Annotated in this window: 25 protein-coding genes; 18 read left to right on the forward strand and 7 right to left on the reverse strand. The window is 65.9% G+C overall.

Annotated features, from left to right (window positions below):
• Positions 1-17: 17 nt before the first annotated feature.
• A complete protein-coding gene (hmpA, locus tag C6W88_RS08270) occupies positions 18-1202 on the reverse strand; it encodes an NO-inducible flavohemoprotein (RefSeq protein WP_108132118.1) in 1185 nt (394 codons plus the stop codon).
• A 490-nt stretch (positions 1203-1692) separates the two neighbouring features.
• On the opposite strand from hmpA, the gene norR reads away from it, so the two are divergent.
• The 8 genes from norR (at position 1693) to C6W88_RS08310 (ending at position 10342) form a co-directional block, all read left to right on the forward strand.
• Positions 1693-3327: a nitric oxide reductase transcriptional regulator NorR gene (norR, locus tag C6W88_RS08275; RefSeq protein WP_108132119.1), complete on the forward strand. Its 1635-nt coding sequence runs from the start codon at positions 1693-1695 to the stop codon at positions 3325-3327.
• 186 nt (positions 3328-3513) lie between these two features.
• Positions 3514-4698 (forward strand): NnrS family protein, encoded by a 1185-nt coding sequence (locus tag C6W88_RS08280; RefSeq protein ID WP_108132120.1) that lies wholly within the window; start codon positions 3514-3516, stop codon positions 4696-4698.
• A gap of 6 nt (positions 4699-4704) precedes the next feature.
• Positions 4705-5094 carry a SirB2 family protein gene (locus tag C6W88_RS08285; RefSeq protein WP_108132121.1) on the forward strand — a complete coding sequence of 130 codons (390 nt, stop codon included), beginning with the start codon at positions 4705-4707 and terminating at the stop codon, positions 5092-5094.
• Between the two features lie 286 nt (positions 5095-5380).
• A complete protein-coding gene (locus C6W88_RS08290) occupies positions 5381-5833 on the forward strand; it encodes a c-type cytochrome (RefSeq protein ID WP_045993522.1) in 453 nt (150 codons plus the stop codon).
• 82 nt (positions 5834-5915) lie between these two features.
• Positions 5916-7256, forward strand: a complete 1341-nt coding sequence (locus tag C6W88_RS08295; protein ID WP_108132122.1) for a cbb3-type cytochrome c oxidase subunit I — start codon at positions 5916-5918, stop codon at positions 7254-7256.
• 52 nt (positions 7257-7308) lie between these two features.
• A complete protein-coding gene (locus C6W88_RS08300) occupies positions 7309-8136 on the forward strand; it encodes a CbbQ/NirQ/NorQ/GpvN family protein (RefSeq protein ID WP_108132211.1) in 828 nt (275 codons plus the stop codon).
• 8 nt (positions 8137-8144) lie between these two features.
• Positions 8145-10136, forward strand: coding sequence for a nitric oxide reductase activation protein NorD (locus C6W88_RS08305; RefSeq protein WP_108132123.1), 1992 nt, complete (start codon positions 8145-8147; stop codon positions 10134-10136).
• Positions 10137-10141: 5 nt separating this feature from the next.
• On the forward strand, positions 10142-10342 hold the full coding sequence (locus C6W88_RS08310; protein WP_108132212.1) for a hypothetical protein: 201 nt from the start codon (positions 10142-10144) through the stop codon (positions 10340-10342).
• A gap of 39 nt (positions 10343-10381) precedes the next feature.
• Here the strand turns inward: C6W88_RS08310 and C6W88_RS08315 are convergent, their stop codons facing one another.
• From C6W88_RS08315 to C6W88_RS08340, 6 genes are read right to left on the reverse strand one after another with little or no spacing between them, the layout of a single operon-like run.
• Positions 10382-10729: a hypothetical protein gene (locus C6W88_RS08315; protein ID WP_108132124.1), complete on the reverse strand. Its 348-nt coding sequence runs from the start codon at positions 10727-10729 to the stop codon at positions 10382-10384.
• Positions 10726-11145: a hypothetical protein gene (locus C6W88_RS08320; protein WP_108132125.1), complete on the reverse strand. Its 420-nt coding sequence runs from the start codon at positions 11143-11145 to the stop codon at positions 10726-10728. Before C6W88_RS08320 ends, C6W88_RS08315 begins: the two co-directional genes overlap by 4 nt.
• 5 nt (positions 11146-11150) lie before the next feature.
• Positions 11151-11759, reverse strand: a complete 609-nt coding sequence (locus tag C6W88_RS08325; RefSeq protein WP_231498584.1) for a cytochrome c oxidase subunit 3 — start codon at positions 11757-11759, stop codon at positions 11151-11153.
• On the reverse strand, positions 11756-12226 hold the full coding sequence (locus tag C6W88_RS08330; RefSeq protein ID WP_108132126.1) for a hypothetical protein: 471 nt from the start codon (positions 12224-12226) through the stop codon (positions 11756-11758). The genes C6W88_RS08325 and C6W88_RS08330 overlap by 4 nt, the downstream gene beginning before the upstream one ends.
• A gap of 16 nt (positions 12227-12242) precedes the next feature.
• On the reverse strand, positions 12243-13568 hold the full coding sequence (locus tag C6W88_RS08335; RefSeq protein WP_108132127.1) for a cytochrome D1 domain-containing protein: 1326 nt from the start codon (positions 13566-13568) through the stop codon (positions 12243-12245).
• On the reverse strand, positions 13565-13819 hold the full coding sequence (locus tag C6W88_RS08340) for a c-type cytochrome (protein WP_231498585.1): 255 nt from the start codon (positions 13817-13819) through the stop codon (positions 13565-13567). The genes C6W88_RS08335 and C6W88_RS08340 overlap by 4 nt, the downstream gene beginning before the upstream one ends.
• A gap of 786 nt (positions 13820-14605) precedes the next feature.
• On the opposite strand from C6W88_RS08340, the gene C6W88_RS08345 reads away from it, so the two are divergent.
• The 10 genes from C6W88_RS08345 to C6W88_RS08390 all read left to right on the forward strand — a co-directional run bounded on the left by C6W88_RS08345 (position 14606) and on the right by C6W88_RS08390 (position 24731).
• Entirely contained in the window at positions 14606-16330 is a 1725-nt protein-coding gene (locus C6W88_RS08345; RefSeq protein ID WP_108132129.1) for a nitrite reductase, read from the forward strand.
• Between the two features lie 62 nt (positions 16331-16392).
• On the forward strand, positions 16393-16884 hold the full coding sequence (locus C6W88_RS08350; protein ID WP_045993516.1) for an Lrp/AsnC family transcriptional regulator: 492 nt from the start codon (positions 16393-16395) through the stop codon (positions 16882-16884).
• A complete protein-coding gene (ahbB, locus tag C6W88_RS08355; RefSeq protein WP_045993515.1) occupies positions 16881-17417 on the forward strand; it encodes a siroheme decarboxylase subunit beta in 537 nt (178 codons plus the stop codon). The genes C6W88_RS08350 and ahbB (C6W88_RS08355) overlap by 4 nt, the downstream gene beginning before the upstream one ends.
• Positions 17418-17433: 16 nt before the next feature.
• Positions 17434-17970, forward strand: coding sequence for an Lrp/AsnC family transcriptional regulator (locus C6W88_RS08360; RefSeq protein WP_197037091.1), 537 nt, complete (start codon positions 17434-17436; stop codon positions 17968-17970).
• Positions 17945-18493, forward strand: coding sequence for a siroheme decarboxylase subunit beta (gene ahbB, locus C6W88_RS08365; protein WP_108132130.1), 549 nt, complete (start codon positions 17945-17947; stop codon positions 18491-18493). The genes C6W88_RS08360 and ahbB (C6W88_RS08365) overlap by 26 nt, the downstream gene beginning before the upstream one ends.
• The gene (gene nirJ, locus C6W88_RS08370) at positions 18481-19659 is read left to right on the forward strand and encodes a heme d1 biosynthesis radical SAM protein NirJ (RefSeq protein WP_108132131.1); all 1179 of its coding nucleotides are present in this window, start codon (positions 18481-18483) and stop codon (positions 19657-19659) included. Before ahbB (C6W88_RS08365) ends, nirJ begins: the two co-directional genes overlap by 13 nt.
• 13 nt (positions 19660-19672) lie before the next feature.
• Positions 19673-20476 carry a uroporphyrinogen-III C-methyltransferase gene (gene cobA / locus C6W88_RS08375; RefSeq protein WP_108132132.1) on the forward strand — a complete coding sequence of 268 codons (804 nt, stop codon included), beginning with the start codon at positions 19673-19675 and terminating at the stop codon, positions 20474-20476.
• A complete protein-coding gene (locus C6W88_RS08380) occupies positions 20473-22080 on the forward strand; it encodes a nitrite reductase (RefSeq protein WP_269320706.1) in 1608 nt (535 codons plus the stop codon). Before cobA ends, C6W88_RS08380 begins: the two co-directional genes overlap by 4 nt.
• Before the next feature lie 282 nt (positions 22081-22362).
• On the forward strand, positions 22363-23400 hold the full coding sequence (locus C6W88_RS08385; RefSeq protein WP_045993511.1) for an amino acid ABC transporter substrate-binding protein: 1038 nt from the start codon (positions 22363-22365) through the stop codon (positions 23398-23400).
• A 155-nt stretch (positions 23401-23555) separates the two neighbouring features.
• Entirely contained in the window at positions 23556-24731 is a 1176-nt protein-coding gene (locus C6W88_RS08390) for an amino acid ABC transporter permease (protein ID WP_108132133.1), read from the forward strand.
• The last annotated feature ends 48 nt before the right edge of the window (positions 24732-24779 follow it).

The raw sequence follows: 24779 nt of genomic DNA on the forward strand, positions 1-24779 counted from the left end.
ACGGTCAGACGTGCTTGTCAGGCGGCGCTCTTGGTAGGTTCAAGCGGACGCGAGGGACCGAAGTGCTCGTAGTGACGGCGCTGCTCGGGGATACCCAGTTCTGCCAGATGACTGTCGATGGCGCTCATGAAGGGCGGCGGGCCGACGAAGTAGCACTGGGCGTCGCCGCCGGGCAGCAGGCGGGCCAGCAGCTCACGCTCGAGGCGGCCCTTGATGTCGCCGCCGTCGCCTTCCTCGTAGGCGCAGACCCGGGTCAGCAGCTGCGGATACTCCTGGGCAAGGGCGTCGACCTCACCACGGAAGGCGTGGTGGTCGATGTTCCGGGCCGCGTGGATGTAGCAGACCCGGCGTCCCTGGGCCAGGGCCTGGCGTGCCAGCGGCAGCATCGGGGTCTGGCCGACGCCGCCGCTGATCAGCATCACCGGCGCGTCGCCATCGTCCAGGGTCAGCTCACCGGCGGGGGGCAGCAGTTCCAGGGTGTCGCCGACGCGCATCTGCTGGTGCAGGAAGTTGCTGACCAGGCCGCCCGGCTCCTGTTTCACCGAGATACGATAGCTACGACCGTTGGGGCTGCCGGACAGGCTGTAGTGGCGATGCACGATTGCCTCGTCCACCGCCAGACGCAGGCCAATGTACTGGCCGGGCTCGGCGTCGGCCACGGGCTGGCCGTCGACCGGCTCCAGGGTGAAGGAGCGAATCACCTCGCACTCGCGCTGGATCTGGGCGACACGAAACTCGCGCAGTCCACGCCAGCCGCCGGGGCGATCGGCGAAGGCCTGGTAGCGCTCGGCTTCGGCGGCGATCAGCAGCGCGGCCAGGTCGTTGTACAGGGCCGCCCAGGCGTCGGCGATCTCCGGCGTCACCACCTCGCCCAGCACTTCGCCGATGGCGGCCATCAGGCATTCTCCGACGATGGGGTACTGCTCGGGCTGGATGCCCAGCGAGACGTGCTTGCTGATCACCGTCTGCATCGAGTCGATGACCTCCTGGGGCTGGCGGCGCAGGCCGACATAGGCCAGCACCCCTCGCGCCAGCGCCTTCGGCTGGCCACCGTCGGCCTGGTGGGCCTGGTTGAACACCGCCTTGACCTCCGGGTAGCGCTCGAACATCAGCGGATAGAAACGGGCGGTGATGGCGTCGAGGTGTTCGGCGACCAGAGGGGCGGTGGCATCGATGATGGCGTCTTGGGCAGCGGTGGTCATGGCGTCTCCTGTCAGGGATATGGCGCAGCGCGCTCCCACTGTGGCAAAAAACCTTCACCGCGTCGGAGGCCTGGCTCGTTTGGGCCTACTTTTTCTCTACAGCTTGTGAACAGAGCATCGGTTGATATGCCTCGACACCTGCGGTGCTTCCACGGGGTCGGGGCGTATCGCTCGTCGCCTTTCTGTACCCTGTATGGAGCAAGCGATATGCCGCTTCGCTTGAGGTGCGCCAACTTGCCACAGTGTGGGTGATCCAGAGCGGGTAATGAGCGGGCAGTGTGGATCCACAGGGCGCTTGTCGAGAGCGCTGGTCACGCTACCCGGCTCCTTTTTTCTGGCCCGGTTCCCGGCCACGTTTCCGATCCGATTCTGTCCCGGTATTCGCCCAGGGCAGCGGTACCTCTTGTGAACGAGATCGTGGTTGCATGTCGATCTGACACTACAAGTGCTATCGTTTTGACACTATTGATAGTCAAAAGGACATTCAAAGGTGGTCAGCTTTCTACGACGCCTGCGTGCCCTGCTGCAGCGACTGGGCGATGAGCAGGGCCCCGAGCTCGCCGAGGCCTGGCAGGGCGTGCTCGAATCACTGGTGGCCCCCACCGCGGCGGATGCCAGCGCGCTGCTGGTGGCGCAGGGCTCCGGTCTCAGGCCGGTGGCCACCATCGGCCTGCCCGAGGGCGTGGCCGGCAGGACCTTCGCCTTGAGCGAGCATCCTCGCCTCGCCGCCATCGCCGAGGCGCCGGGGGTCTGCCGCTTTGCCGCGGACTCGCCCCTTCCTGATCCCTACGACGGGCTGCTGGATGACGGTCTTAGCCCTGTCCATGACTGCCTGGGGGTGGCGTTGCGCGACGGTGATGAGCTGATCGGCATGGTCACCCTGGACGCCCTGACCCCGGGGGCGCTGGCCGAGCTGGATGACCAGGGCCTGCTGGCGGCGGCCGAGTTGCTGGGCACCTGCCTGCGGCTGTCCCGGCGCCTGGACGGCGCCCGCCTGCAGCTCGCCCTGCAGCGCGATGACCACGGCCAGTTGCCACGTCGGCTGACCGGCTGGCGCAGTGGCGCCATGCGCAAGCTGATGGCCTCGGTGGAACTGGTCGCCGCCACCGACATGAGCGTGCTGGTGCTGGGCGAGACCGGCGTCGGCAAGGAGCGCATCGCCCATGCCCTCCATCACGGCTCGCGACGTGCCGATGGGCCCCTGGTGGTGGTGAACTGCGCCGCGCTGCCGGCCTCGTTGATCGAGAGCGCCCTGTTCGGCCATCGGCGCGGCGCGTTCTCCGGGGCAACCAGCGACCATCGCGGGCACTTCCAGATGGCCGACGGCGGCACCCTGGTGCTGGACGAGGTAGGGGAGTTGCCGCTGGAGCTGCAGCCAAAGCTGCTGCGGGTACTGCAGGAAGGCGAGGTCCAGCCGCTGGGCAGCGATCGGCTCCAGCATGTCGACGTTCGGGTGGTCGCGGTGACCAACCGGGATCTTGCCCTGGAGGTCGCCCAGGGGCGCTTTCGCGAGGATCTCTATCATCGGCTCAGCGCCTTTCCGCTGGAGGTTCCACCGCTGCGCCAGCGTCCCGAGGACCTGGCGCTGTTGGTTGGACACTTCCTGGAGCAGAACCGGGTGCGTCTCGGCGTCGGCAACCTGCGCCTGAGCGAGGCCGCGCGGGTGTCGCTGGCGGGCTGGCACTGGCCAGGCAATGTGCGCGAGCTGGAGTCGCTGCTGGCACGAGCCTCGCTGCTGGCATTGGCCTCGGTGGACGTGCTGGGGACACCCGATGCTCGCCGTCGTAGCGTACGTATCGAGGTCGAACACCTGGGGCTGGCGCCGGCGACAGCCCGGGCCACCGACGCGCCCGCGGCGCAAGGCGACACGTCTCGAAGCGCCGTGTCGCCGGCCGATCGGCCAGCGGGCGAGGCGCCGGGTCGAGAGCCCTCGCTGCGAGACGGCAAGCAGCGCGATACCATGCCGCCAGAGCCCTCGCTGCGGGAGGCCACCGAGGCCTTTCAGCGCGAGCGCATCCGGCAGGCCCTGGACACTGCAGGTAACTGGGCAGGGGCGGCTCGCCGGCTGGGGCTGGACCCCGGCAATCTGCATCGCCTGGCGCGGCGGCTGGGGCTAAAGGCCTGATTCTGGCCTGGTCATCGCCAAGGGCGTGCGAGGCTGTCGCGGGGTTGGGGCTGGGTTGGGGGATGCAGGGCTTGCCAGCGTGAGTCAGGTTTGCGGCATCGGCAGTGCCTTTGATGTGCATCATGGTGATGTTGTCCAAAGCGGGCCAGACTTCACAAGACCAAGTGAATTACTCAGGTACTCGCCATGTCATCCGTCGCCGCTCGTCTGCCTCTTGTGCGCCTCGCCTTTCGTCCCTTCTTCCTGCTGGCGGCGGCCTTCAGCGTGGTGGCCCTGCTGGTGTGGCTCGCTTTCTGGCACGGCATCTTCGTGCTGTCGCCCCGGGCGGGCATGCTGTGGTGGCACCAGCACGAGATGCTGTTCGGTGTGGTGGGGGCGGTGGTTTCGGGGTTCTTGCTGACCGCGGTGCAGACCTGGACCGGCCTCAGGGGGCTCCATGGCGCCCCGCTGCTGGGGCTCGTCGCACTGTGGCTGGCGGCCAGGCTGGGGCTGGCCTTTCCCGTCTTGCCACAGGCGCTGGTGATGGCGCTGGACGTCGGCTTTCTGCTGATCGTCTGCGCCGTGATGGCGGTGATGGTGATCCGGGCGAAGCGCTGGCGCAACCTGATCTTCGTGCCGGTGCTGGCGATCCTCGCCGGTGCCAACCTGGGCAGCCACCTGGGCGTGCTCCAGGGTGACCCTGAGCTGGTGCGCCAGTCGTCCTACCTGGCGGTGCTGCTGGTGACGCTGATCATGGGGGTGCTGGGCGGTCGGGTGATCCCGATGTTCACCGCCAACCGGCTGGGCCTGAAGCGCCGCCCGGCGCTGCCCTGGCTCGAGGGGCTGGCGCTCGGCAGCCTGGCGCTGGCGGTGGTGCTGCAGCTTACACGCACCCTGGGGGCCGATCTGCCCGACAGCGTACTGGCGCTGGCGCTGCTGGCGGCGGCGCTGGCCCACCCGCTGCGCCTGATACGCTGGCAAGGCCGTGCCACCGGACGTGAACCCCTGCTGTGGAGCCTTCACCTGAGCTACGCCTTCGTGCCGCTGGGGCTTTTGCTGTGGGCCCTGGGGCTGTGGGGCGTCGGCCGGGCAGAGCTGGGTGTCCACGCCATCACCGTGGGTGCCATGGGCACCATGATGCTGTCGATGATGTCGCGGGTGTCGCTGGGCCATACCGGCCGCCCCATGCGCTGTCTGCCGGGCATCGGCGTGGCTCTGGGCCTGCTGGTGGCGGCGGGACTTTCGCGCTCGCTGGTGCTGGCGCTGTGGCCCTCGGTCACCCACTGGGTCTACAGCCTGAGCATCCTCCTGTGGTGTCTCGGCTACGCCATCTTTCTGGCCCACTACGTGCCGATTCTCGGCAGTTCGCGTGTCGACGGTCAGGACGGCTAGGCTCAGATGTTACCGCTCTACCTCACCCTCAAGTCCCTGCATGTGTCGCTGGCGCTGGTCAGCGGTGCCCTCTTCGCCCTGCGCGCCCTGTGGTCGGTGACCGAGTCGCCCTGGCTCGAACGCTCCTGGGTGCGTGTCCTTCCCCATCTGCTCGACACCCTGCTGCTGGCGGCGGGGCTGTCGCTGATGGTGCTCACCGCCCAGTGGCCTCACCAGACGCCATGGCTTGCCGCCAAGCTGACCGCCCTGCTGGCCTACATCGGCTTCGGCACACTGGCGATACGGCGAGCAGCCAGCGTTCGAACGCGGGCGCTGTCGGCCTGCCTGGCGCTGCTGATCTTCGTCTATATGCTTGGCGCCGCGCACCGACACAGCGTCCTGTCCTGGCTGGGATAGCCTCTTTATTGCAATGCATTGATTTACCTCAATGGCGTTGATTTTTTCTCCTGATAGCGGCGACATTGTCGTCATCTTGTCTCATCAATTTCATCGTTTATCGCCGATAGTTCAGGCGACTGTTTAAGTGGTTGATGGGGCGAATCAATCAAGAATTTTGGTGATGCATGTCATATTCCGAGTGTTTAACTCAGGTATAGAAGAGCGCTCCTCAATACAATGGTCAACGGGGCCAGGGAGGTCTGACTCTCCGGCACCATGGGCCAAACAATGAGGAGACGTGGTCATGGCCGAGGGTCTGACAAAATCCGCAGCACGCAACATCTTCTACGGGGGCTCACTGTTCTTTTTCCTGATCTTTGTAGCGCTGACTGCTCACAGTCACTGGTACATCGTGACGGAGTCCACCAGCGCACTTCCGCTGACCGATTCGGTACGCGAAGGCAAGCATGTGTGGGAAAAGAACATGTGTATCAACTGTCACAGCATCATGGGCGAGGGGGCCTATTTTGCGCCTGAACTGTCCAATGTCTGGACCCGCTATCACGGGCGCGAAAATCCCGAGGCGGCAAGGGCGGGACTGGCGGCCTGGATGCGCGCTCAGCCGCTGGCCGTACCAGGGCGGCGCAAGATGCCGCAGTTCGATCTGAGCGACGAGGAAATGACCTCGCTGATCGATTTCCTCGAGTGGACCGACGCTATCGATGATCAGAACTGGCCGCCCCACGTATCGGGATAGGTCGGTGGGTTCGCGTGACATATCGACAAGATCGCAATGGCGTACGCGTCGCGTGAGGGGAAACCGTGGAGGAACATGAAAAATGAAATATGAAACACAGAAGGTGGCCTACGCCTTCTTCCTGGTGGCGATGGGGCTTTTTGCCCTTCAGCTGGTGTTTGGCATCATGGCGGCGCTGGTCTACGTCTTTCCAGACTTCCTGGCCCAGTTGATGCCGTTCAACATTATCCGCGTCAGCCATACCAATCTGCTGATCGTGTGGCTATTGATCGGCTTCATGGGCTGCACCTACTACCTGATGCCGGAAGAGGCCGAACGGGAGATTCATAGCCCGATGCTGGCCTATCTGCAGCTGGGCATCTTTGTGGTGGCCGGGGTCGCCGCCCTGGTGTGCTATCAGCTTGGCATCCACGAGGGACGTGAATTCCTCGAGCAGCCCTTCTTCGTCAAGGTGCTGATCACGGTGTCCTTCCTGATCTTCCTCTACAACACCAGCATGACCCTGCTCAAGGGCCGCAAGACCACCATCAACCTGGTGCTGATGCTGGGCCTGTGGCTGGCGGCGGTGTTCTGGCTGTTTGCCTTCTACAATCCCGGCAACCTGGCGGTGGACAAGGTCTACTGGTGGTGGGTCGTTCACCTCTGGGTGGAAGGCGTGTGGGAGCTGATCATGGCGTCGCTGCTCGGCTATCTGCTGATCAAGATGTCCGGCGTCGACCGCGAAGTGATCGAGAAGTGGCTCTACGTCATCGTCGGCCTGTCGCTGTTCTCCGGGCTGCTGGGCACCGGCCACCACTACTACTGGATCGGTACGCCGGGTTACTGGCAGGCCATCGGCAGCATCTTCTCTACCCTTGAGGTGATTCCGTTCTTCGCCATGGTGGTGTTCGCCTTCGTGATGTTCTGGAAGGGGTCGCGTAACCATCCCAACAAGGCCGCGATGCTGTGGACCATGGGCTGCCCGACGGTCGCCTTCTTCGGCGCCGGCGTGTGGGGCTTCATGCACACCCTGTCGTTCATCAACTACTACTCCCACGGCACCCAGGTCACCGCCGCCCATGGCCACCTGGCGTTCTACGGTGCCTACGTGATGCTGATCCTCGGCGTGATCACCTACGCCATGCCGCAGCTGCGTCGGAGCCAGCCGTTCAACCAGGTGCTCAACATGTGGGGCTTCTGGATCCTGACCTCGGCCATGTGCTTCATGACCTTCACCCTGACCTTTGCCGGTGCGGTGCAGACCCATCTGCAGCGGGTGCTGGGGATGAACTACATGGAGGTGCAGGATCAGCTCGGCCTGTTCTACACCATGCGCCTGGGCACTGGCATCGCGGTGACGGTGGGCGCGGTGCTGCTGCTCTACGCGCTGTTCGGTCCGGCCCGTCGGTCGGCCTCTGGCCAGCCGGCGATGTCCGCCAGCTGAACCCGATCGAGGCCGCCGTCAGGCGGCCTCGATGGTCTCGAGGACCCTGTTCATGACCCAATCAACCCTGTCTCGGTGCGCCTTGCACCAGGACCCTGTGCGTGACGACATCCCCTTCTACCAGCCGACCGGCCAGGAGGTCGCGCTGTTCGAGCACGCCTACCGCCAGCGCCTGCCGCTGCTGCTGAAGGGGCCGACGGGCTGCGGCAAGACCCGTTTCGTGCGCCATATGGCGGCACGTCTCGGGCTGCCGTTGCACACCGTGGCCTGCCACGACGACCTGACCGCCTCCGATCTGACCGGACGCTATCTGTTGAAGGGCGGTGACACCGCCTGGTCCGACGGCCCCCTGACCCGGGCCGTGCGCGAAGGCGGCATCTGCTACCTCGACGAGGTGGTGGAGGCGCGCAAGGATGTGACCGTGGTACTGCACCCGCTGACCGACGATCGTCGTCTGCTGCCGCTGGAACGTACCGGCGAGCGACTCGAAGCGCCGGACGACTTCATGCTGGTGGTGTCCTACAACCCCGGCTATCAGCACATTCTCAAGACCTTGAAGCCGAGCACCCGCCAGCGCTTCGTGGCGATCTCGCTGGACTTCCCCGATGCCGACACAGAGGTCGACATCGTCGCCCATGAAAGCGGCCTTTCACGCGGGCGCTGCGAGGCCCTGGTCAACCTGGCGGCACGCCTGAGGGCGATGAAGGGCCAGGACCTGGAAGAGGGGGTGTCCACTCGCCTGCTGATCTACTGCGCCAGCCTGATCCAGGCCGGCATGCCGGTGCTCGACGCCGCCCGGGCGGCCCTGCTCGAGCCTCTCAGTGACGATCCCGACGTGCTCAAGGGCATCGAGGACGTCGTCACCGCCACCTTCGGATAGCCACGACCATGCGGGAGTTTCTCGAGGTCGAGGAGTTCGTCGGCCGTCACTGGCACCGCTGGGCGTCACGCGCCGCCAGTTATCCTGAATATCCCGAGGCGGCGGTGACCCTCGATGAGGTGTCGCGCTCGCTGGGGGTGCTGTTTCGTGCCAGCGGCGGAGACCCCGGCGTCACCCTGGATGCGATCGGCAAGCGCGCCTCGCGCCATCGCCTGTCACTGCGTCAGCGCCTGGGCTTCGACGAGGAGGCGCTGGAGGTCTCGCGGCGTGACGACGAGCACCTGCTGCTGCCGCAGCGACTGGCGCTGCTGCCTGAGGTTGAGCTCAATCGCGATCTATATCGCTGGCTGGCCATGTCGCTGGCCGAGCGCCGTCCCGTGGCGCATCGTGACGATCCACTCGAACAGGATCTGGTGCGCCTGGCCGAGGCCCGGCGCTCAACCGAGGTGACGCTTGCGCGCTATCCCGGCTTCGTCCGGCGCCATGCCCGGCTGTGCCAGGCGCTGCTCGCCGTGCGTCCTCGGCGTCGCGGCCTGCCTCCGCAAGAAGCTGCGGTCGAGACACTGGTCCGGCGCCTGCTGGGCGATAACCGATCCTTCGATAGCGAGGCCCAGACGCAAGACAGTCCCGAAGGCGACGCACGCCAGTGGTGGTCCTGGCTGCAGGCGGCGGATGGCCAAGGGCGCCCGTCGGTGCGCGCGCCACGGGGGTATCGGCCCTTTCTGCCGGTGCCGCTATGGGGCGAGGCGTCGACGCTCGAGTGCGTCTCGAGGTCGACCGATGAGGATGACGAGGACGAAGACGAAGAGACGGCTCCGCCCCAGGCCGCCGAGGTGGAAGGTGCCCGGCGCAAGGCCGAGCGTCGCTACCAGGATCAGGCCGAGCGGGACGACCCGCTGATGCTCAATGCCTCGGAAAAGATGCTGTCCTGGGCGGAGATGGTTAACGTCAACCGCCACCTGGATGACGAGGAGGAAGACGCCGCGCGCGAGGCGGCCGACCAGATCGACGAGATCACCTTGAGCCGCAACCGGCGACGCGCCGCCTCACGGCTGAAGATGTCGCTGGACCTGGCGCCCGACGCCGCCTGTGGCGAGTCGCTGGCCGCTGGTTCCAGCGTCGAGCACCTCTATCCTGAGTGGAACTACCGCAAGAGCCGGCTGTTGCCGGCCCACTGCCGGGTGATCGCCGAACCTGCCATCGAGGAGGGCGAGCCCTGGCAGGGCGACGAGGCGGCGACGCGGCGGGTACGCCGGGTGCGCCGCCAGTTCGAGGCCCTGCGGCCTCGGCGAGAGTGGCTGCGGGGCCAGGCGGACGGTGACGAGCTGGACCTGGACGCCCTGGTCCGCAGTCGCTGCGACCTGGCCGCCGGCGGTCAGGCCAGCGACCGCCTGTTCGTCGACGCCAGGCCCCAGGGGCGTGATCTGGCGGTGTCCATCCTGATCGACGTGTCGCTGTCCACCGATGCCTGGCTGGAAAGTCGCCGCGTGCTCGACGTGGCCCAGGAAGCGCTGATGGTACTGGGCCACGGCATCGCCGGCTGCGGTGACGACGTCAGCATCCACAGCTTTACCTCCCAGCGTCGGCATCGGGTCTGGGTCAGGCAGTTGAAGGCCTTCGACGAGGCCATGGGCGAGCGGGTGGAACGACGCATTTCGGCGCTGACGCCGGGGCATTACACCCGCATGGGACCGGCCATTCGCCACCTGGCCAGGGAGCTGGGCCAACACCCCAGAAGACATCGGCTGCTGCTGGTGCTGACCGACGGCAAGCCCAACGACACCGACTACTACGAGGGGCGCTACGCCATCGAGGACACCCGCCACGCGGTGCGCGAGGCGGCGCGAGAAGACGTGCGGGTATTCGGGGTGACCATCGATCGCGAGGCCAGTCGCTATCTCGGTCGCATCTTCGGTCGAGGAGGCTACGCCATCGTGCCACGCCCGGAGCATCTCGCCCTGGCGCTGCCGGGCATCTACCGACAGCTGGTGGCCCAATGAACGTCATGTCTTCGTCACAGACTCGCTGGCGCCAGCGGCTGGCGCTCGCCACCGCCGGCCTTGCGGCGCTGATACTGTTCACGCCGCTGGCCTGGCTGATCCATCACCGTGACTGGGGCATCGTGTTGATGGCGCTGGTGCCCCTTGCGGTCTGGCTCACCCTGCGGCTCTGGCGCCGGCTCGAACGCTGGGCGCTGCGGGGCTGAGTGGTCGCTCGCCGTTGGTGGCCGTCAGTCGCGAGCCGTTCAGCGCACCAGGTCGTTGATGCCGGTGATCTCGTAGCAGAAACGGGCGCTGCCGGTGCGGTAGGTGTCGACGCGATAGACGCGCTGGCCAAGGGCCACGGCGGGGGATGAGAAGTTCAGCGCACTCTCGGTGCAGTCACCGTAGCCCCAGCGGATCTGGTAGTGATCATCGCCCGCTCGATCCAGCACGAAGGGGTAGGTCACCAGTTCCTCTTCCGCGCGGTCGCGGGCGAAGCCGTAGACCTGAGTCGAGGTCAGGTCGCCTCGGTCGTTGACCACCGCCACCAGGCGAATGGTCTCGCCGGGGTCTTCCTCGAAGGTCATGTCGATTTCCACGGCCTTGTTCATCTGGGCTCCTGTGCCTGTCGTTCGTTGTGTCGTTCAGTGTGTCTATCGCTGCGTCGATCAGTGGTGTTATTCGTTGTGGTGCTGTGGATCGAGACCGGGATGGCGGTCGCACCGGAGGTCGCACCAGGAGCCTCGATCCAGCGAGGCAGCAGTCCAGCAGCCGCCAGCCCAAGCCCCATCACCCCGACCAGTACCAAGAGTCCCCCTCGCCAGGAGGCGGGGGCAATACGCAGGTTGAGGTAGATGGAGAGAATCTGTTGCGCCTTGACCAGGCTGGCAACGAGCACCAGCGCCAGGGCCCAGAGCGCCAGCGGGCCGCGATGCAGCGCGCCGCTGGCCATGGCGATGAGGGTCATGCCCATCAACAGGGCCCAGGTGCGCCACAGGCGTCTGCGCTGAGTATCCGTGTCATGCATTGTCGTCACCGCACCAGATAGAGCAGGGGATACAGCAGTACCCAGATCAGATCGACCATGTGCCAGAAAGCGCAGACGGTCTCCACGGTGTCCGCTCGCGGGCGCCATATCGCGACGCCCAGCAGGCACAGGCCAAAGATGACGTGGGCGGCGTGGAAGCCGGTCAGGCCGATGTAGAAGGTGAAGAAGTTGCCGCTGTCCGGCAGTGGGCCGGTGAAGAACTCGAGGTGATACTCGACGGCCTTGATCAGACAGAAGGCCACGCCCAGCACCGCGGCCAGCGCCAGCCACTGGCGTATCCGGCGCTCGCGCAGGGCGTGGGGTGGACACTGGGACTGCGTGACCGCCATCGCCGCGGCAAGGCCACTGGTGAGCAGCACCAGGGTATTGAGGCCGCCAAGCAGCGGCTCGAGATGGCGTTGCCCGGCGAGAAAGCCCTCGGGGTCGAGTACCCGCTGCCAGGCAAAGACGCCAAAGAAGGCGGCAAACACCAGCAGCTCACTGATGATCAGCACCCAGATCAGCGGGTTGCCCGGCAGCCCCGACAGCGGCCCCCAGCCAGGATTGGGCAAGCCAGAGCCCGGCAGCTCGCAAGCGCCGCGATCGAGGTTCACCGGTCGGCGTCCGTAAAGCGCACGCGGCAGCCACCCAGCAGCGGGGACAGGGGGCGCGGGACGGGCAGGTGGTGCAACAGCCGGCGGATACCCAGGGCGCAGCGTCCCACCATCCAGATGAGCGCCAGGGTGAAGCCCAGATAGCCGTAGGCCCAGCCGGTGAGGCCCGGCAGGTCGATGTGGCCGATCAGCCCCCACAGGCCAAGGCCGATCGCCCCGGCCAGCACGCCGTACCAGAAGGTCGCAAGCTGAAAGCGCAGGTGGCTCACCAGCACCGCATCGGTGGGTCTTCTGATGGCCAGCCAAAGATGAGCGACGAGTGCACTGACGGGGGCGGTCACCACCGCCATGACGCTGCCCAGCATCAGGGCGTAGAGCAGCAGCACCTTGCGCTGCCCGGAAGGCGTCGTGACGACGATTGTCTGTTGTGATTGCGACTGGCGAGTTTCCAGCGAAGCAGGGTGCATGGCGTTCTCCCGAGGCCTACAGGCCGATGCGATGGGCTCGATCGGTGAAGAAGATGCCACTGGGCGACTCGGCCTCCAGGGTCGCCAGGCGCTCGAAGGTGGCGGTGTCGTAGACCACCACCTGGTCGGAGTCCCGCGCCGAGATCCAGACCTCTTCGCCGCGCGGGCTGAACTCCATGTGCAGTACCGCCTGGCCGGGGGTCAGGGTGCGGATGATCTCGCCGCTTTCACTGTCGATGACCTGGACCACATCGTTGTCGGGGTGGGCGAAGTTGACCCACAGCTGGCGCTGGTCCGGCCGGCTCATCACGAACACCGGCTGCCCGTGCACCGCAATCCGTCGCTCCAGGCGCCAGTCGTCGAGGTTCGCCATCAGCACCTCGTGGCGACCCACCGCCGGCCACCAGGCGTGGTCGTTGGCGATGGTCCAGCCCTCCAGGTGGGGCATCTTGTACACCGGCAGCTTGTCGTCGCCCTGGCGATAGCCGGACAGGACCGGCTCGACCCCGTTCTCCGGGTGCCACAGATCGAGCCGCGCCAGGTGGTCCTCGCCGAACAGGCCGGCCACGTAGAAGCGCCCGATGGGATCGATCAGGGCGTCGTAGGGCTTCTCGCCGATATCGGAAAAGCGGGTGATAGGAGGAAGCTCATTCGAGCCCTGTTCGTCCGCGATGAGCGTCGAGGCGTCGAGCACCTGGATCTCGTTGGCGTCCCACAGGCTGTAGACGAAGCGGTTGCCTGGGGCGTCGACCAGGCCGACCACCTTGGACAGCGCCTGACTGCCGTCATCCCGGGTGTAGCGCGCCGGTACCTCGGCCAACAGCTCGAGGCTGTCGGCGTCGAACAGCTTCACGCCGCCCGGCTCGTAGTTGGCCACCGCGATGATGCGGCCGCCCTGGGAGATGGCCCCGCCGATGCTGTTGCCGGACTGCAGCACCCTGGCGTCGATGGTGGCGCACACCAGATCCACCTTGGTCAGACCGCCGTCGCGGCCGAACACATAGGCGAAGCGCTCGTCGCTGGAGAACTTCACCGAAGCGTGGGACAGATCACCCAGCCCCTCGACACGAGTGATGACGCGATGCTGGCGGCGGTCGACCAGGGCCAGGCGGCCATCGGCGCGTTCGACCACGACCCCGAGTCCGCCGGTGGCGAGGTTGGCGCAGCTAGCCTCCGGCGTGCCGGCGTCGGTGCTGTGGGCAACGGCGGCTGAGCCGTGCGGGCTCTGGCCCCAGGCGATCAGGCCGCAGGCCAGTGCCAGGCCAAGCACGAAGCCCGGGGCGTGAAAGCGCCGAAGACCCTTGGCGGCGGGGGGATGGGGCAATGCAGAACGGTGCCTCATGGGAGCTCCTGAGCGTCGGTGTGCTTGAGCGTCTCGGCGATCCAGCGGGCCTCTTCGGCGCTCAGCAGATCGCGCCAGGGCGGCATGGCGGTGCCGGGCAGGCCTTCGAGGATGATGGTGGTCAGGGTGTCGACGTCGTAGACCGCCAGACGCTCCTGGGTGAGAGCAGGGCCGAGCCCCCCCTTGAGGGTCATGCCGTGACAGGAACCGCAGTCCTGGAGGAGCAGGTTGCCGAGCGCCTCCGGGTCCACTGCTGCGCCGTTCGAACCTGTCGCTGAAGCGCTGGTCGTTTGCGTCGCCGAGGCGCTGGTCTTGTGTGTCGCCGAGGCGCTGGGCGCTGGCGCCGCCGATGTATCGGCAGCCCATGCTCCCATCAGCAGAAGGCAGGCGAGGGCGGCACGCCATCGTGGCAAAAGCACTGAGCACGCATGGCACCTGAAAGGGTGCTGGGAAATAGGTGTTGCCATCGACAAGTGTCCCCCGGCGAAGGTCCCTGTAGGACCCGACAGTGTCCTTGATTCATCGAAAATGTTTATTGATATGGGTCGTCGTTTTATCCCGAAGGTATTGGTGTTTCTTGAAGTGGCAAGCAGTAGTCGAGTTTCGTCCTGCTGTCGATAGCGGCTGGAGCCATTGGATGATGCGCGTCAACGTCTTGATCAAAAAGTACTGAAATGCTCCTTTCGAGGTAGCTCCGAAAGTCTTATTTGGTCATTAAGCTTAAGAAATTAAAGGGGAAAAATTTCTATTGGTGCGCGGGGGAGTGATTGTTGATAGGGGTCAAGAGTCGGCAAGAGACCCAGTGAAATCGTCGGGAATGCGCGCTTCCATGGTAGGCAGGGCAAACGCGAAGAGAGCGGGCGTCTTCGCCGCCTTCATCTGGAAGGAAGATGTGTCGCTTATCCAGGGAAGGGATTGCCGTACCAAGGGAAATAACTCGCTCAAGAGAAAGCGGAAAACCTGGCGACATTTTCATCTTGTGGCACGACATTGGCGACAGGATGAAAGACACGTGGATCATGACTCGAGGTGAAAAGATGACCAGAAGCGTCACGACTCTCAAGCCCCTTGCCGCAGCGATAGCCATCGTGATTGCAGGCCTGGGAAGCGCCCATGGCGCCGAGAAGAACCTGTCTCCGGAAGAGGCGGCCTACCAGAGCAATCCGTCCGGCGTCGACCCGGCGGCGGTGATGATGCCCGATGAAGAGGGCGCCCCTGCGATGACGCGGGAAGAGTTCGATCACGCCAAGGAGATCTACTTCGAACGCTGTGCCGGCTGTCATGGCGTGCTGCGCAAGGGGGCCACCGGCAAGCCGCTGACCACCGACATCACCCGTGAACGCGGCATGGACTATCTCAAGACCTTCATCACCTACGGCTCACCGGCGGGCATGCCCAACTGGGGTACCTCCGGCCAGCTGACCGATGACGAGATCGAGATGATGGCGAACTACGTCATGCATGAGCCACCGGTACCCCCGGAGTTCGGCCTTGCCGACATGAAGGACAGCTGGACCGTGTTCGTGGCGCCGGAAGATCGCCCCACCGAGCAGATGAACGACCTGAACCTGGAGAACCTGTTCTCGGTGACCCTGCGTGACGCCGGCCAGATCGCTCTGGTCGACGGCGACAGCAAGGAGATCGTCAAGATCATCGATACCGGTTACGCGGTGCACATCTCGCGGATGTCCGCTTCCGGGCGCTACCTGTTCGTCATCGGTCGCGACGCCAAGGTCGACATGATCGACCTGTGGATGGAAGAGCCGACCACCGTGGCCGAGATCAAGGTCGGTCTCGAGGCGCGTTCGGTGGAGACCTCCAAGTTCGAGGGCTACGAGGACACCTACGCGGTCGCCGGCACCTACTGGCCGCCGCAGTTCGTGATCATGGACGGCGAGACCCTGGAGCCGAAGAAGATCGTCAGCACCCGCGGCATGACGGTGGGCACCCAGGAGTACCATCCGGAGCCCCGTGTGGCGGCCATCGTGGCGTCCCATCAGCACCCGGAGTTCATCGTCAACGTCAAGGAAACCGGCAAGGTCCGTCTGGTCAACTACGAGAACCTGGACGCCCTGTCCAGCGTCGAGATCGACACCTCCCGCTTCCTGCACGACGGTGGCTGGGACAGCAGCGGTCGCTACTTCATGACCGCCGCCAACCAGTCCAACCAGATCGTCGTCATCGATGCCAAGGAGCGTGAGCTCGAGGCGATCATCGACGTGGGCAAGACCCCGCACCCGGGACGTGGCGCCAACTTCGTCGACCCCGAGTTCGGGCCGGTGTGGGCTACCAGCCATCTGGGCGACAACACCATCTCGCTGATCGGTACCGACCCGGAAGGTCATCCGGACCAGGCCTGGACGGTGGTGCGCACCCTGGAAGGTCAGGGCGGCGGCTCGCTGTTCATCAAGACCCACCCCGAGTCCGAGCACCTCTACGTGGACACCGCGCTGAACCCCGACGAGGCCATCAGCCAGAGCGTTGCCGTGTATGACGTCAACGACCTGGAAGAGGGCTTCCAGGTGCTGCCGATCGCTGACTGGGCGGATCTTGGCGAAGGGCCCAAGCGGGTGGTGCAGCCGGAGTACAACCGTGCCGGCGACGAGGTCTGGTTCTCGGTGTGGAACACCGCCGATCAGTCTTCCGCGCTGGTGGTGGTCGACGACGAGACGCTGCAGCTGGAAGCGGTGATCAAGGACGAGCGACTGGTCACGCCGACCGGCAAGTTCAACGTCTACAACACCCAGCACGACGTCTACTGACGTCCTCGCGGGCCGCTCGCACGGGCGGCCCGCCCCAATTTTTCGCTTTTCGGGAGATGGCCATGGCAACCGACAAGGTGGTCGACGACCTGGACCGTATCGACCGGCGTCTGATCGATCGCTATCAGCGATCGCTGCCGTTGGTCGAGCGTCCCTTTGCGGCCATGGCCGAAGAGCTCGGACTGGATGAACAGGCGTTGATCGAGCGCCTGCAGCGTCTGTGTGACCTGGGCGTGGTGGGCCGTGTCGGCGCGGTGTTCGATCACCGCCAGGCCGGCGCCAGCGAGCTGGTGGCGGTGGCCGTGCCGGACCATCGCCGGGAGGCGGTGGCACAGATCATCAACGCCTGCCCCGGGGTCAACCACAACTACTGGCGCGAGCACCGCTACAACCTGTGGTTCGTGGTGACGGCGCCGGACAGCACCAGCCTGGAACTGCGCCTGACGCGGCTGGAGGCCGAACTGGCCACCCCGTTGCTGCGCCTGCCCATGGTCCAGAGCTATCACATCGACCTGGCCTTCGCCCTGCCCTGGGCGGAGCTGGAGGAAGCATGATCGAGGCCGTCACGTCTACCGCTGAGCGCCGTCCGGCGAGCCCGCTGCAGGCCCAGGATCGCCGCCTTATCAGGCTGAGGGCCTGTCTGGAACAAGGGCTGCCGCTGGTGCCTGAGCCGTTCAAGGTGCTGGCCGAGCAGACCGGCCTGAGCGTCGAGGAGGTCCGCACCTGGATCGGGCACTGGCAGCACAGCGGTTTCATCAAACGCTTCGGCCTGGTGGTCCGCCATCGCCGCCTGGGCCTCGCCGCCAACGCCATGGTGGTATGGAACCTGCCCGATGATCGCGTCGACGAGGTAGGCCGGCGTCTGGCCGCTGAGCCCGAGGTCACCCTGTGCTACCAGCGGGTGCGTCGCCTCGGCTGGCCCTACAACCTGTTCTGCATGATCCACGGCGTCCGGCGAGTGCGTGTCGAGGCCCAGATCCGTGCGCTGATCCAGCGCCATGGCCTCGAAGACGTCGACCACCAGGTGCTGTTCAGCCGCCAGGCCTATCGCCAGCGCGGCGGACGCTACACGCCCGAGGAACCATGACACCCCCGGAGGAGCCATGAGCTCAGAAACACCGTCCCGGGGTTTTCCCGGCGACCCCGACCGCCATCCACACGACGCTGCCACCGCTCGCCATGACGCGGTGGCTGCGCTGTCTGAGGTAGAGCGTCGGATCATCAACCGTCTGCAATTGGGTGTGCCCTTGACCCCGGACCCCTACGGCGACCTGGCCTTGGAGCTGGGGCTCTGGGTGCGCGAGTTGCTCGACGCCCTGTCGTCGCTGCTCGATCGAGGGATCCTCAGTCGCTTTGGCCCGATGTTCCAGGCCGAGCGTCTCGGCGGTGCCCTGACGCTGGCCGCCCTGGCGGTGCCGGAAGCCGACTTCGAGCGCGTCGCCGAGGTCGTCAACGCCTTCCCCGAGGTGGCCCACAACTATCGCCGCGAGCACCACTACAACATGTGGTTCGTCATCGCCTGTGATCGCCCCGGCCGTGTCGCCTCGGTGATCGAGGCCATCACCGAGGCCACCGGGCTTGAGGTGATCAACCTGCCCAAGGAGGAGGAGTTCCATGTCCATCTCCACCTGCCCGTCTAGGGACCGCGACGACATCTCTGTGCTGGACGACGGCGACCGCGCCCTGATCGAGGCCACCCAGGCGGGGCTGCCGCTGGTGGCCGACCCCTGGGCTGCGGTGGGCGCGGCCATCGGCATGAGCGGCGAAGAGGTGCTGGCACGCTTTCAGCGCCTGCGCCTGACCGGCGTCGTGCGCCGCATCGCCGTGGTACCCAACCACTACCGCCTGGGCTACCTGGCCAACGGCATGACCGTGTGGGACGTCGATGATCAGCGTATCGATGAACTCGGCCGGCAGCTGGCCGACTGGCCGGGCGTCAGTCACTGCTACCGGCGGCCTCGCCGCTTGCCGGACTGGCCCTACAACCTGTTCGTGATGCTGCATGGCCATCACCGTGACGAGGTCGAAGCCCAGGCCGAGCGGCTGCGTGAATGGCTGGGCGACGCCTGCCGCGACCACCGTATTCTCTACAGCAGCCGCATCCTCAAGAAGACCGGGCTACGGCTCGCCACCGCCAAGGGAGCCTCGCCATGTTCCGAGTGACCCGCTACATCGACAGCCTGCTCGAGCCGACGCCACTGGCGCCTGCCCGCACCCCGCCAGGCCCGGTGGTGATCTGGAATCTGATTCGCCGCTGCAACCTGACCTGTCGGCACTGCTACACGGTGTCGGCCGACGTCGACTTCGCCGGTGAGCTGTCCACCGAGGAGGCGCTGAGGGTGCTCGAGGACCTCAAGGCCTTCCGGGTGCCGGCGCTGATCCTGTCCGGTGGCGAGCCGCTGATGCGGCCCGACATCTTCGAACTGTCGCACCGGGCCAAGGAACTCGGGCTGTACACCGGGCTTTCCACCAACGGCACCCTGATCACCGAGGACAACATCGACGCCATCGCCGATGCCGGTTACGACTACGTCGGCATCAGCATCGACGGCCTCGAGGAGACCCATGACCAGATCCGCCAGCGTCGTGGCGCCTTTCGCGAGTCCATGGCCGCAGTCCGGCTGTGCAAGGAGCGGGGCATCAAGGTAGGGCTGCGGTTCACCCTGACCCGGGACAACTACGCCCAGTTCGACGACATCCTGGCGCTGACCGCCGAGCACGACGTCGACAAGTTCTACCTGTCACACCTCAACTATGGCGGACGCGGTCATCGTCACCGTAAGCACGACGCCTGGCACGAGATGACCCGCGACGCCATGACCCGACTGTTCGACCGCTGTCGCGCCGAGCTCGAGGCGGGTATCCGGCGCGAGTACGTCACCGGCAACAACGACGCCGACGGCCCCTTCCTGCTGCACTGGGCCAGGCGCCACTTCCCCGAGCGGGTCGCCGATCTCGAGGCGCGTCTGCTCGCCTGGGGCGGCAACGCCAGCGGCGAGTACATCGCCAATATCGACAACCTGGGCAATGTCCACCCGGACTCCTTCTGGTGGGACCACCACCTCGGCAATGTGCGTGAGCGGCCCTTCTCGGAGATCTGGTGCGAGGCCGACGACGATCTGATGCAGGGCTTTCGCAGTCGTCCGCGGCCGCTCAAGGGACGCTGCGGCGCCTGTCGTTACCTGCCGATCTGCAACGGCAATACCCGGGTGCGTGCCTTCAAGACCCTGGGCGATCCCTGGGCCGAGGACCCGGGCTGCTACCTCGACGATGACGAGATCGGCCTGACCGAAGCCGTCTCGCCCAAGATGATTCTGACGACCGGTTGAACGGGAGATCACCATGTCCTTGCAAGCCCTCTACGACCAGCTCGGCGAAGCGCCGCTCGCCTCCGGCGAGGTGGCCATCGTCGGCGCCGGCCCCGGTGACCCCGGCCTTCTGACCCTGCGCGCGCTGTACCTGCTCAGCCAGGCGGACTGCCTGGTCTATGATCGCCTGGTGTCACCGGAGGTGCTCGCGCTGGCGCCCAAGGCGGCCCAGCGTTTCTACGTGGGCAAGGCGGCGCGCTGCCACGCCCTGACCCAGGAGGAAACCAACCAGTTGCTGGTACGCCTGGCGGTGACCGGCAAGCGGGTGGTGCGCCTTAAGGGCGGCGACCCCTTCATCTTCGGGCGCGGCGGCGAAGAGGCCGAGATGCTGGTGGACAACCAGGTGCCCTTTCGCGTGGTGCCGGGAATCACCTCGGCCCAGGGCTGCAGCGCCTACGCCGGCTTTCCGCTGACCCATCGCGACCACGCCCAAGGGGTGACCTTCGTCACCGGCCACGCCCGCGCCGACGGCAGCCTCGATCTCGACTGGCGCTCGCTGGCCAGTCGCCGTCACACCCTGGTGTTCTACATGGGGCTGACCAACGCCGAGCTGATTCGCCGCGAACTGCTCGCCAACGGCCTGCCCGCCGACCAGCCGGTGGCGCTGATCGAACGCGGCACCACCCGGGAACAGCGCCGGGTGATCACCCGGCTGGGCCAGTTGCCGGAGACCATCCAGGCCGAGGGGCTCAAGCCGCCGACGCTGATCGTGGTGGGCGAGGTGGTGTCCCTGGCCGGGCGACTCGATATGGACGCGGTGGCGGAGGCGGTGGCATGAACACGGCAAGACTGCTGGGCGCGGCCCTGATCGGGCTTATGCCAGTCCTGATGCCAGCCTTGATACCAGAGCTGGCTGGGGCTCAGGAAGAGGCGATAACGGCAAATTCGGCGCCGCCGCAGCTCTACCAGGATCACTGTGCCAGCTGCCACGGCGCCGACCGTCTGGGCGCCATGGGACCGGCGCTGCTGCCCCAAAACCTGGGGCGCATCAAGCCCGAAGAGGTTCGTCGGGTGATCGCCGATGGCCGCCCCGCGACCCAGATGCCCGGCTTTACCGACACGCTGACCGGGCCCGAGGTCGATGCCCTGAGCGACTGGGTGCTGAGTGACCCGCCGGTGACCCCCGACTGGACGCTAGACGATATCCGCGCAAGCCAGGTGGTGTCGCATCCCCCCGGCAGCCTTGGCGACACGCCCGAGTTCGACGCCGATCCGCAGAATCTGTTCGTGGTGGTAGAGACCGGCGATCACCACGCCAGCGTGCTCGACGGCGACACCTTCGAGCGCCTTGCGCGCTTCCCCACCCGCTTTGCCCTGCATGGTGGGCCCAAGTACAGCCCGGATGGCCGCTACGTCTATTTCGGCTCCCGCGACGGCTGGATCACCAAGTTCGATCTCTATCACTTCGCCGTGGTGGCCGAGGTCCGCGCCGGCATCAATATGCGCAACATCGCGGTGTCCGCCGATGGCCGCTACGTGATGGCCGCCAACACCCTGCCAGGCAACCTGGTGCTGTTCGACGCCCACCGGCTCGATCCCATGCGGGTCTATCCCGCCGCCGACGCCGAAGGTAACGGCTCCCGGGTCAGCGCCGTCTACGCCGCGCCGCCGCGCTCGAGCTTTATCGCCGCGCTCAAGGACGTCAAGGAGCTGTGGGAGATCCCCTGGCCGGTGACGCCTGAAGCGGTGGTGGCCACGGGGCATATGGACGAGCCGCTGGATCCCGCGCGCAAGGCTCTGGAGGCCAGGGGCGAGAGCTTCGAGGTCCGGCGTCTGCCGGTGCCGGACTACCTCGACGACTTCTTCTTCGACCCCGAGTACCGCCGCGTCATCGGCGCCTCCCGCGGTGGCGATGGGGCCATGGTCATCGACCTGGACAGCGGCGACAAGCTGGCCGACCTGCCGTTGTCGGGCATGCCCCATCTGGGTTCCGGCATCACCTGGGAGACCGGCGGACGTCGGGTGATGGCGATTCCCCACCTGGCCAAGCCCGAAGTCTCGATCATCGACATGGACGACTATTCGCTGATCAAGACGCTGCATACCGACGGACCGGGCTTCTTCATGCGCAGCCACGAAAACTCCCGCTTCGCCTGGACCGACGTGTTCTTCGGGCCCAACCGTGATCGTGTCCACGTGATCGACAAGGACAGCCTCGAGATCGTGCGCACCCTGGTCCCGGAGCCGGGCAAGACGTCTGCCCACGTGGAGTTCGACCGCGACGGCGAGACCCTGCTGCTGAGCCTGTGGGAGCGCGACGGCGCGGTGATCGCCTACGACGCCGATAGCCTCGAGGAGATCACCCGGGTGCCGATGGACAAGCCGTCAGGCAAGTACAACGTGTGGAACAAGACCCACTATGAAGAAGGCACCTCGCACTAGAGGCCTATGTGAAAGGCGCCTGCGCTCGGCGTCTTTACGGACAACGCCTAAGGACGTGGCGCTGTCCTGATACAAGGCGCGCCTGGTGCAGGAGAAGAGTACTTCTTGCCCGGAGGGGGCGTGCCAGCGGGTACGCTCCTCCCGGGCCTCTTTTCGATGGGGGCTGCCATCGACCTTCAATCCATCGTTTAAAACAAACGTCGACATCAGGATTGACCACGCCGGCCGAGGCTCGGATAGTGAATGGGCGTACAACGCTCATCCATTACTGGAGTTGAATCCATGCGACACAATAACAAGACGTTGCTGACCCTCTCCCTCGCCGCGCTATCCACAGCGGCGCTGGGCGTGACGAGCAGTGCTTCGGCCGCCACCCTGGACGAAGTCACCTCCCGCGGCGAACTCCAATGCGGTGTCAACGTCGGCCTGTCCGGTTTTTCCTCGCCGGACGAGAACGGCAACTGGCAGGGACTCGATGTGGAAACCTGTCGCGCCATCTCGGCGGCGATCTTCGGTGACGCCGACAAGGTGGTGTTCACCCCGCTGACCGCCAAGGAGCGCTTTACCGCGCTGCAGTCCGGTGAGATCGACGTGCTCTCGCGCAACACCACCTGGACCGCCACCCGGGACAATTCCCTGGGCCTCAATTTCACGACGACCACCTTCTACGATGGTCAGGGCTTCATGGTGGCCAAGGATCTCGGCATCGAAAGCCTCGAGGACCTGAACGGTGCCTCCATCTGTATCCAGTCCGGCACCACCCACGAGCTCAACCTGGCGGACTACTTCCCGGCCAAGGGCATCGACATCAACACCGTGACCTTCGATACCCCGGACCAGACCGCCTCGGGCTTCGCCAGCGGGCGCTGTGACGTGCTCACCTCGGACACCTCCCAGCTCAGCGCCCTGCGCCTGCAGCTGCCGGAACCGGACAGCGTCGAGATCCTCACCGAGCTGATCTCCAAGGAGCCGCTGGGCCCGGTGGTTGCCCAGGGTGACGACCAGTGGTTCGACATCGTCAAGTGGACGGTCTTCGCCATGGTCAATGCCGAGGAACTGGGCATCACCAGCGACAACGCCGAGCAGATGAAGAATGATCCGCCCAATCCCCAGGTGGCGCGCCTTTTGGGTGTCGACGGCACCTACGGCGAGCAGCTCGGTCTGACCAACGACTGGGCCTACAACATCGTCTCCCAGGTGGGCAACTACGGTGAGGTGTTCGCCGATACCGTGGGCGAAAACTCACCGCTGGGCATCAGCCGTGGCATGAACGCCCTGTGGAACGAAGGCGGCATCCTCTACGCCCCGCCGATCCGCTGATACTGTCCGCTGCGACCCCGGCCATGGCCGGGGTCGTCCGACCCATGACGGATAGAGCGACGACGTCGCGCGCCGGCCCCCTCGCCGTTCGCGGGTGAATACCCACGGCCGCGAGACGGGCCGGAGGCAAGCGTCGTCCAGCAAGAGGCTCGCCCATGTCCACGCCCCCTATCGAACGGACGCCGCTATGGCGGCGTCCTGCCTTTCGTGCGCTGATCATCCAGGCGCTGCTGCTGGCAGGCCTCGCCGCGCTGATCGCGATGATGATCGGCAATGCCCTGACCAATCTCGAGGCCAGGGGCATCACCACCGGTTTCGACTTCCTCGGTGAGCGCGCCGGGTTCTCGATCCCCCAGACCCTGATCGACTACTCCGGCGACAGCAGCTACGCCCGCACCTTCGTGGTGGGGCTGCTCAATACCCTGCTGGTGTCCGGGCTCGGCATTCTGGCCGCCACCCTGATCGGCTTCGCCGTGGGTATCGCCCGGCTGTCGCCCAACTGGCTGCTGGCTCGCCTGGCGGCGGCCTTCGTCGAGACCTTCCGCAATATTCCGCTGCTGGTGCAGATCCTGTTCTGGTACTTCGCCGTGCTCCAGGCCCTGCCCAGTCCGCGCCAGAGCATGTCGCTGCTCGAGGCGTTCTTTCTCAACGTGCGCGGGCTGATCGTGCCGGCGCCGGTGCCCGAGCCAGGCTTCGGCCTGACCCAGCTGGCGCTGGTGGTAGCGATCCTGGCGGTGGTGGCCCTTGGTATCTACGCCAGACGGCTGCAGCAGCGTACCGGCAAGGCGCTGCCGGTGTACTGGCTCGGCAGCGCCCTGATCATCGGCCTGCCGTTGCTGGTGTTCGTGGCCAGCGGCATCCCGCTTGCCTGGGACGTGCCGTCGCTCAAGGGCTTCAACTTCTCCGGCGGTATCACCGTGATCCCGGAGCTGATGGCACTGTGGCTGGCGCTGTCGATCTACACCGCCTCCTTTATCGCCGAGATCGTGCGTTCAGGGATCCAGTCGGTACCCAAGGGGCAGATCGAGGCGTCCCGGGCGATCGGCCTGCCGGGCAACATCACTTTGCGCAAGGTGGTCATCCCCCAGGCGATGCGAGTGATCGTGCCGCAGCTCACCAGTCAGTACCTGAACCTGATCAAGAACTCGTCGCTGGCGACCGCCATCGGCTATCCCGACCTGGTGGCGGTGTTCGCCGGTACCAGCCTCAACCAGACCGGCCAGGCGATAGAGATCATCGCCATGACCATGGCGGTCTACCTGACCATCAGTCTGGTGGTGTCGGCGTTGATGAACGTCTACAACGCCCGGACCCTGCTCAAGGAGCGCTGAGATGAATACGCCAACCATGCGCTCTGCCATGAGCCGCTTGCCTGTCTT

This window comes from Halomonas litopenaei (assembly GCF_003045775.1).
GTDB lineage: Bacteria > Pseudomonadota > Gammaproteobacteria > Pseudomonadales > Halomonadaceae > Halomonas > Halomonas litopenaei.

Excerpts from the sequence above, each read along its gene's own strand:
- hmpA (WP_108132118.1), bottom strand. The coding sequence starts at position 1,202 with ATGACCACCGCTGCCCAAGACGCCATCATCGATGCCACCGCCCCTCTG.
- C6W88_RS08280 (WP_108132120.1), top strand. The coding sequence starts at position 3,514 with ATGTCATCCGTCGCCGCTCGTCTGCCTCTTGTGCGCCTCGCCTTTCGT.
- C6W88_RS08285 (WP_108132121.1), top strand. The coding sequence starts at position 4,705 with ATGTTACCGCTCTACCTCACCCTCAAGTCCCTGCATGTGTCGCTGGCG.
- C6W88_RS08290 (WP_045993522.1), top strand. The coding sequence starts at position 5,381 with ATGGCCGAGGGTCTGACAAAATCCGCAGCACGCAACATCTTCTACGGG.
- C6W88_RS08295 (WP_108132122.1), top strand. The coding sequence starts at position 5,916 with ATGAAATATGAAACACAGAAGGTGGCCTACGCCTTCTTCCTGGTGGCG.
- C6W88_RS08300 (WP_108132211.1), top strand. The coding sequence starts at position 7,309 with ATGACCCAATCAACCCTGTCTCGGTGCGCCTTGCACCAGGACCCTGTG.
- C6W88_RS08305 (WP_108132123.1), top strand. The coding sequence starts at position 8,145 with ATGCGGGAGTTTCTCGAGGTCGAGGAGTTCGTCGGCCGTCACTGGCAC.
- C6W88_RS08310 (WP_108132212.1), top strand. The coding sequence starts at position 10,142 with ATGTCTTCGTCACAGACTCGCTGGCGCCAGCGGCTGGCGCTCGCCACC.
- C6W88_RS08315 (WP_108132124.1), bottom strand. The coding sequence starts at position 10,729 with ATGAACAAGGCCGTGGAAATCGACATGACCTTCGAGGAAGACCCCGGC.
- C6W88_RS08320 (WP_108132125.1), bottom strand. The coding sequence starts at position 11,145 with ATGCATGACACGGATACTCAGCGCAGACGCCTGTGGCGCACCTGGGCC.
- C6W88_RS08330 (WP_108132126.1), bottom strand. The coding sequence starts at position 12,226 with ATGCACCCTGCTTCGCTGGAAACTCGCCAGTCGCAATCACAACAGACA.
- C6W88_RS08335 (WP_108132127.1), bottom strand. The coding sequence starts at position 13,568 with ATGAGGCACCGTTCTGCATTGCCCCATCCCCCCGCCGCCAAGGGTCTT.
- C6W88_RS08345 (WP_108132129.1), top strand. The coding sequence starts at position 14,606 with ATGACCAGAAGCGTCACGACTCTCAAGCCCCTTGCCGCAGCGATAGCC.
- C6W88_RS08350 (WP_045993516.1), top strand. The coding sequence starts at position 16,393 with ATGGCAACCGACAAGGTGGTCGACGACCTGGACCGTATCGACCGGCGT.
- ahbB (WP_045993515.1), top strand. The coding sequence starts at position 16,881 with ATGATCGAGGCCGTCACGTCTACCGCTGAGCGCCGTCCGGCGAGCCCG.
- C6W88_RS08360 (WP_197037091.1), top strand. The coding sequence starts at position 17,434 with ATGAGCTCAGAAACACCGTCCCGGGGTTTTCCCGGCGACCCCGACCGC.
- ahbB (WP_108132130.1), top strand. The coding sequence starts at position 17,945 with ATGTCCATCTCCACCTGCCCGTCTAGGGACCGCGACGACATCTCTGTG.
- nirJ (WP_108132131.1), top strand. The coding sequence starts at position 18,481 with ATGTTCCGAGTGACCCGCTACATCGACAGCCTGCTCGAGCCGACGCCA.
- cobA (WP_108132132.1), top strand. The coding sequence starts at position 19,673 with ATGTCCTTGCAAGCCCTCTACGACCAGCTCGGCGAAGCGCCGCTCGCC.
- C6W88_RS08380 (WP_269320706.1), top strand. The coding sequence starts at position 20,473 with ATGAACACGGCAAGACTGCTGGGCGCGGCCCTGATCGGGCTTATGCCA.
- C6W88_RS08385 (WP_045993511.1), top strand. The coding sequence starts at position 22,363 with ATGCGACACAATAACAAGACGTTGCTGACCCTCTCCCTCGCCGCGCTA.
- C6W88_RS08390 (WP_108132133.1), top strand. The coding sequence starts at position 23,556 with ATGTCCACGCCCCCTATCGAACGGACGCCGCTATGGCGGCGTCCTGCC.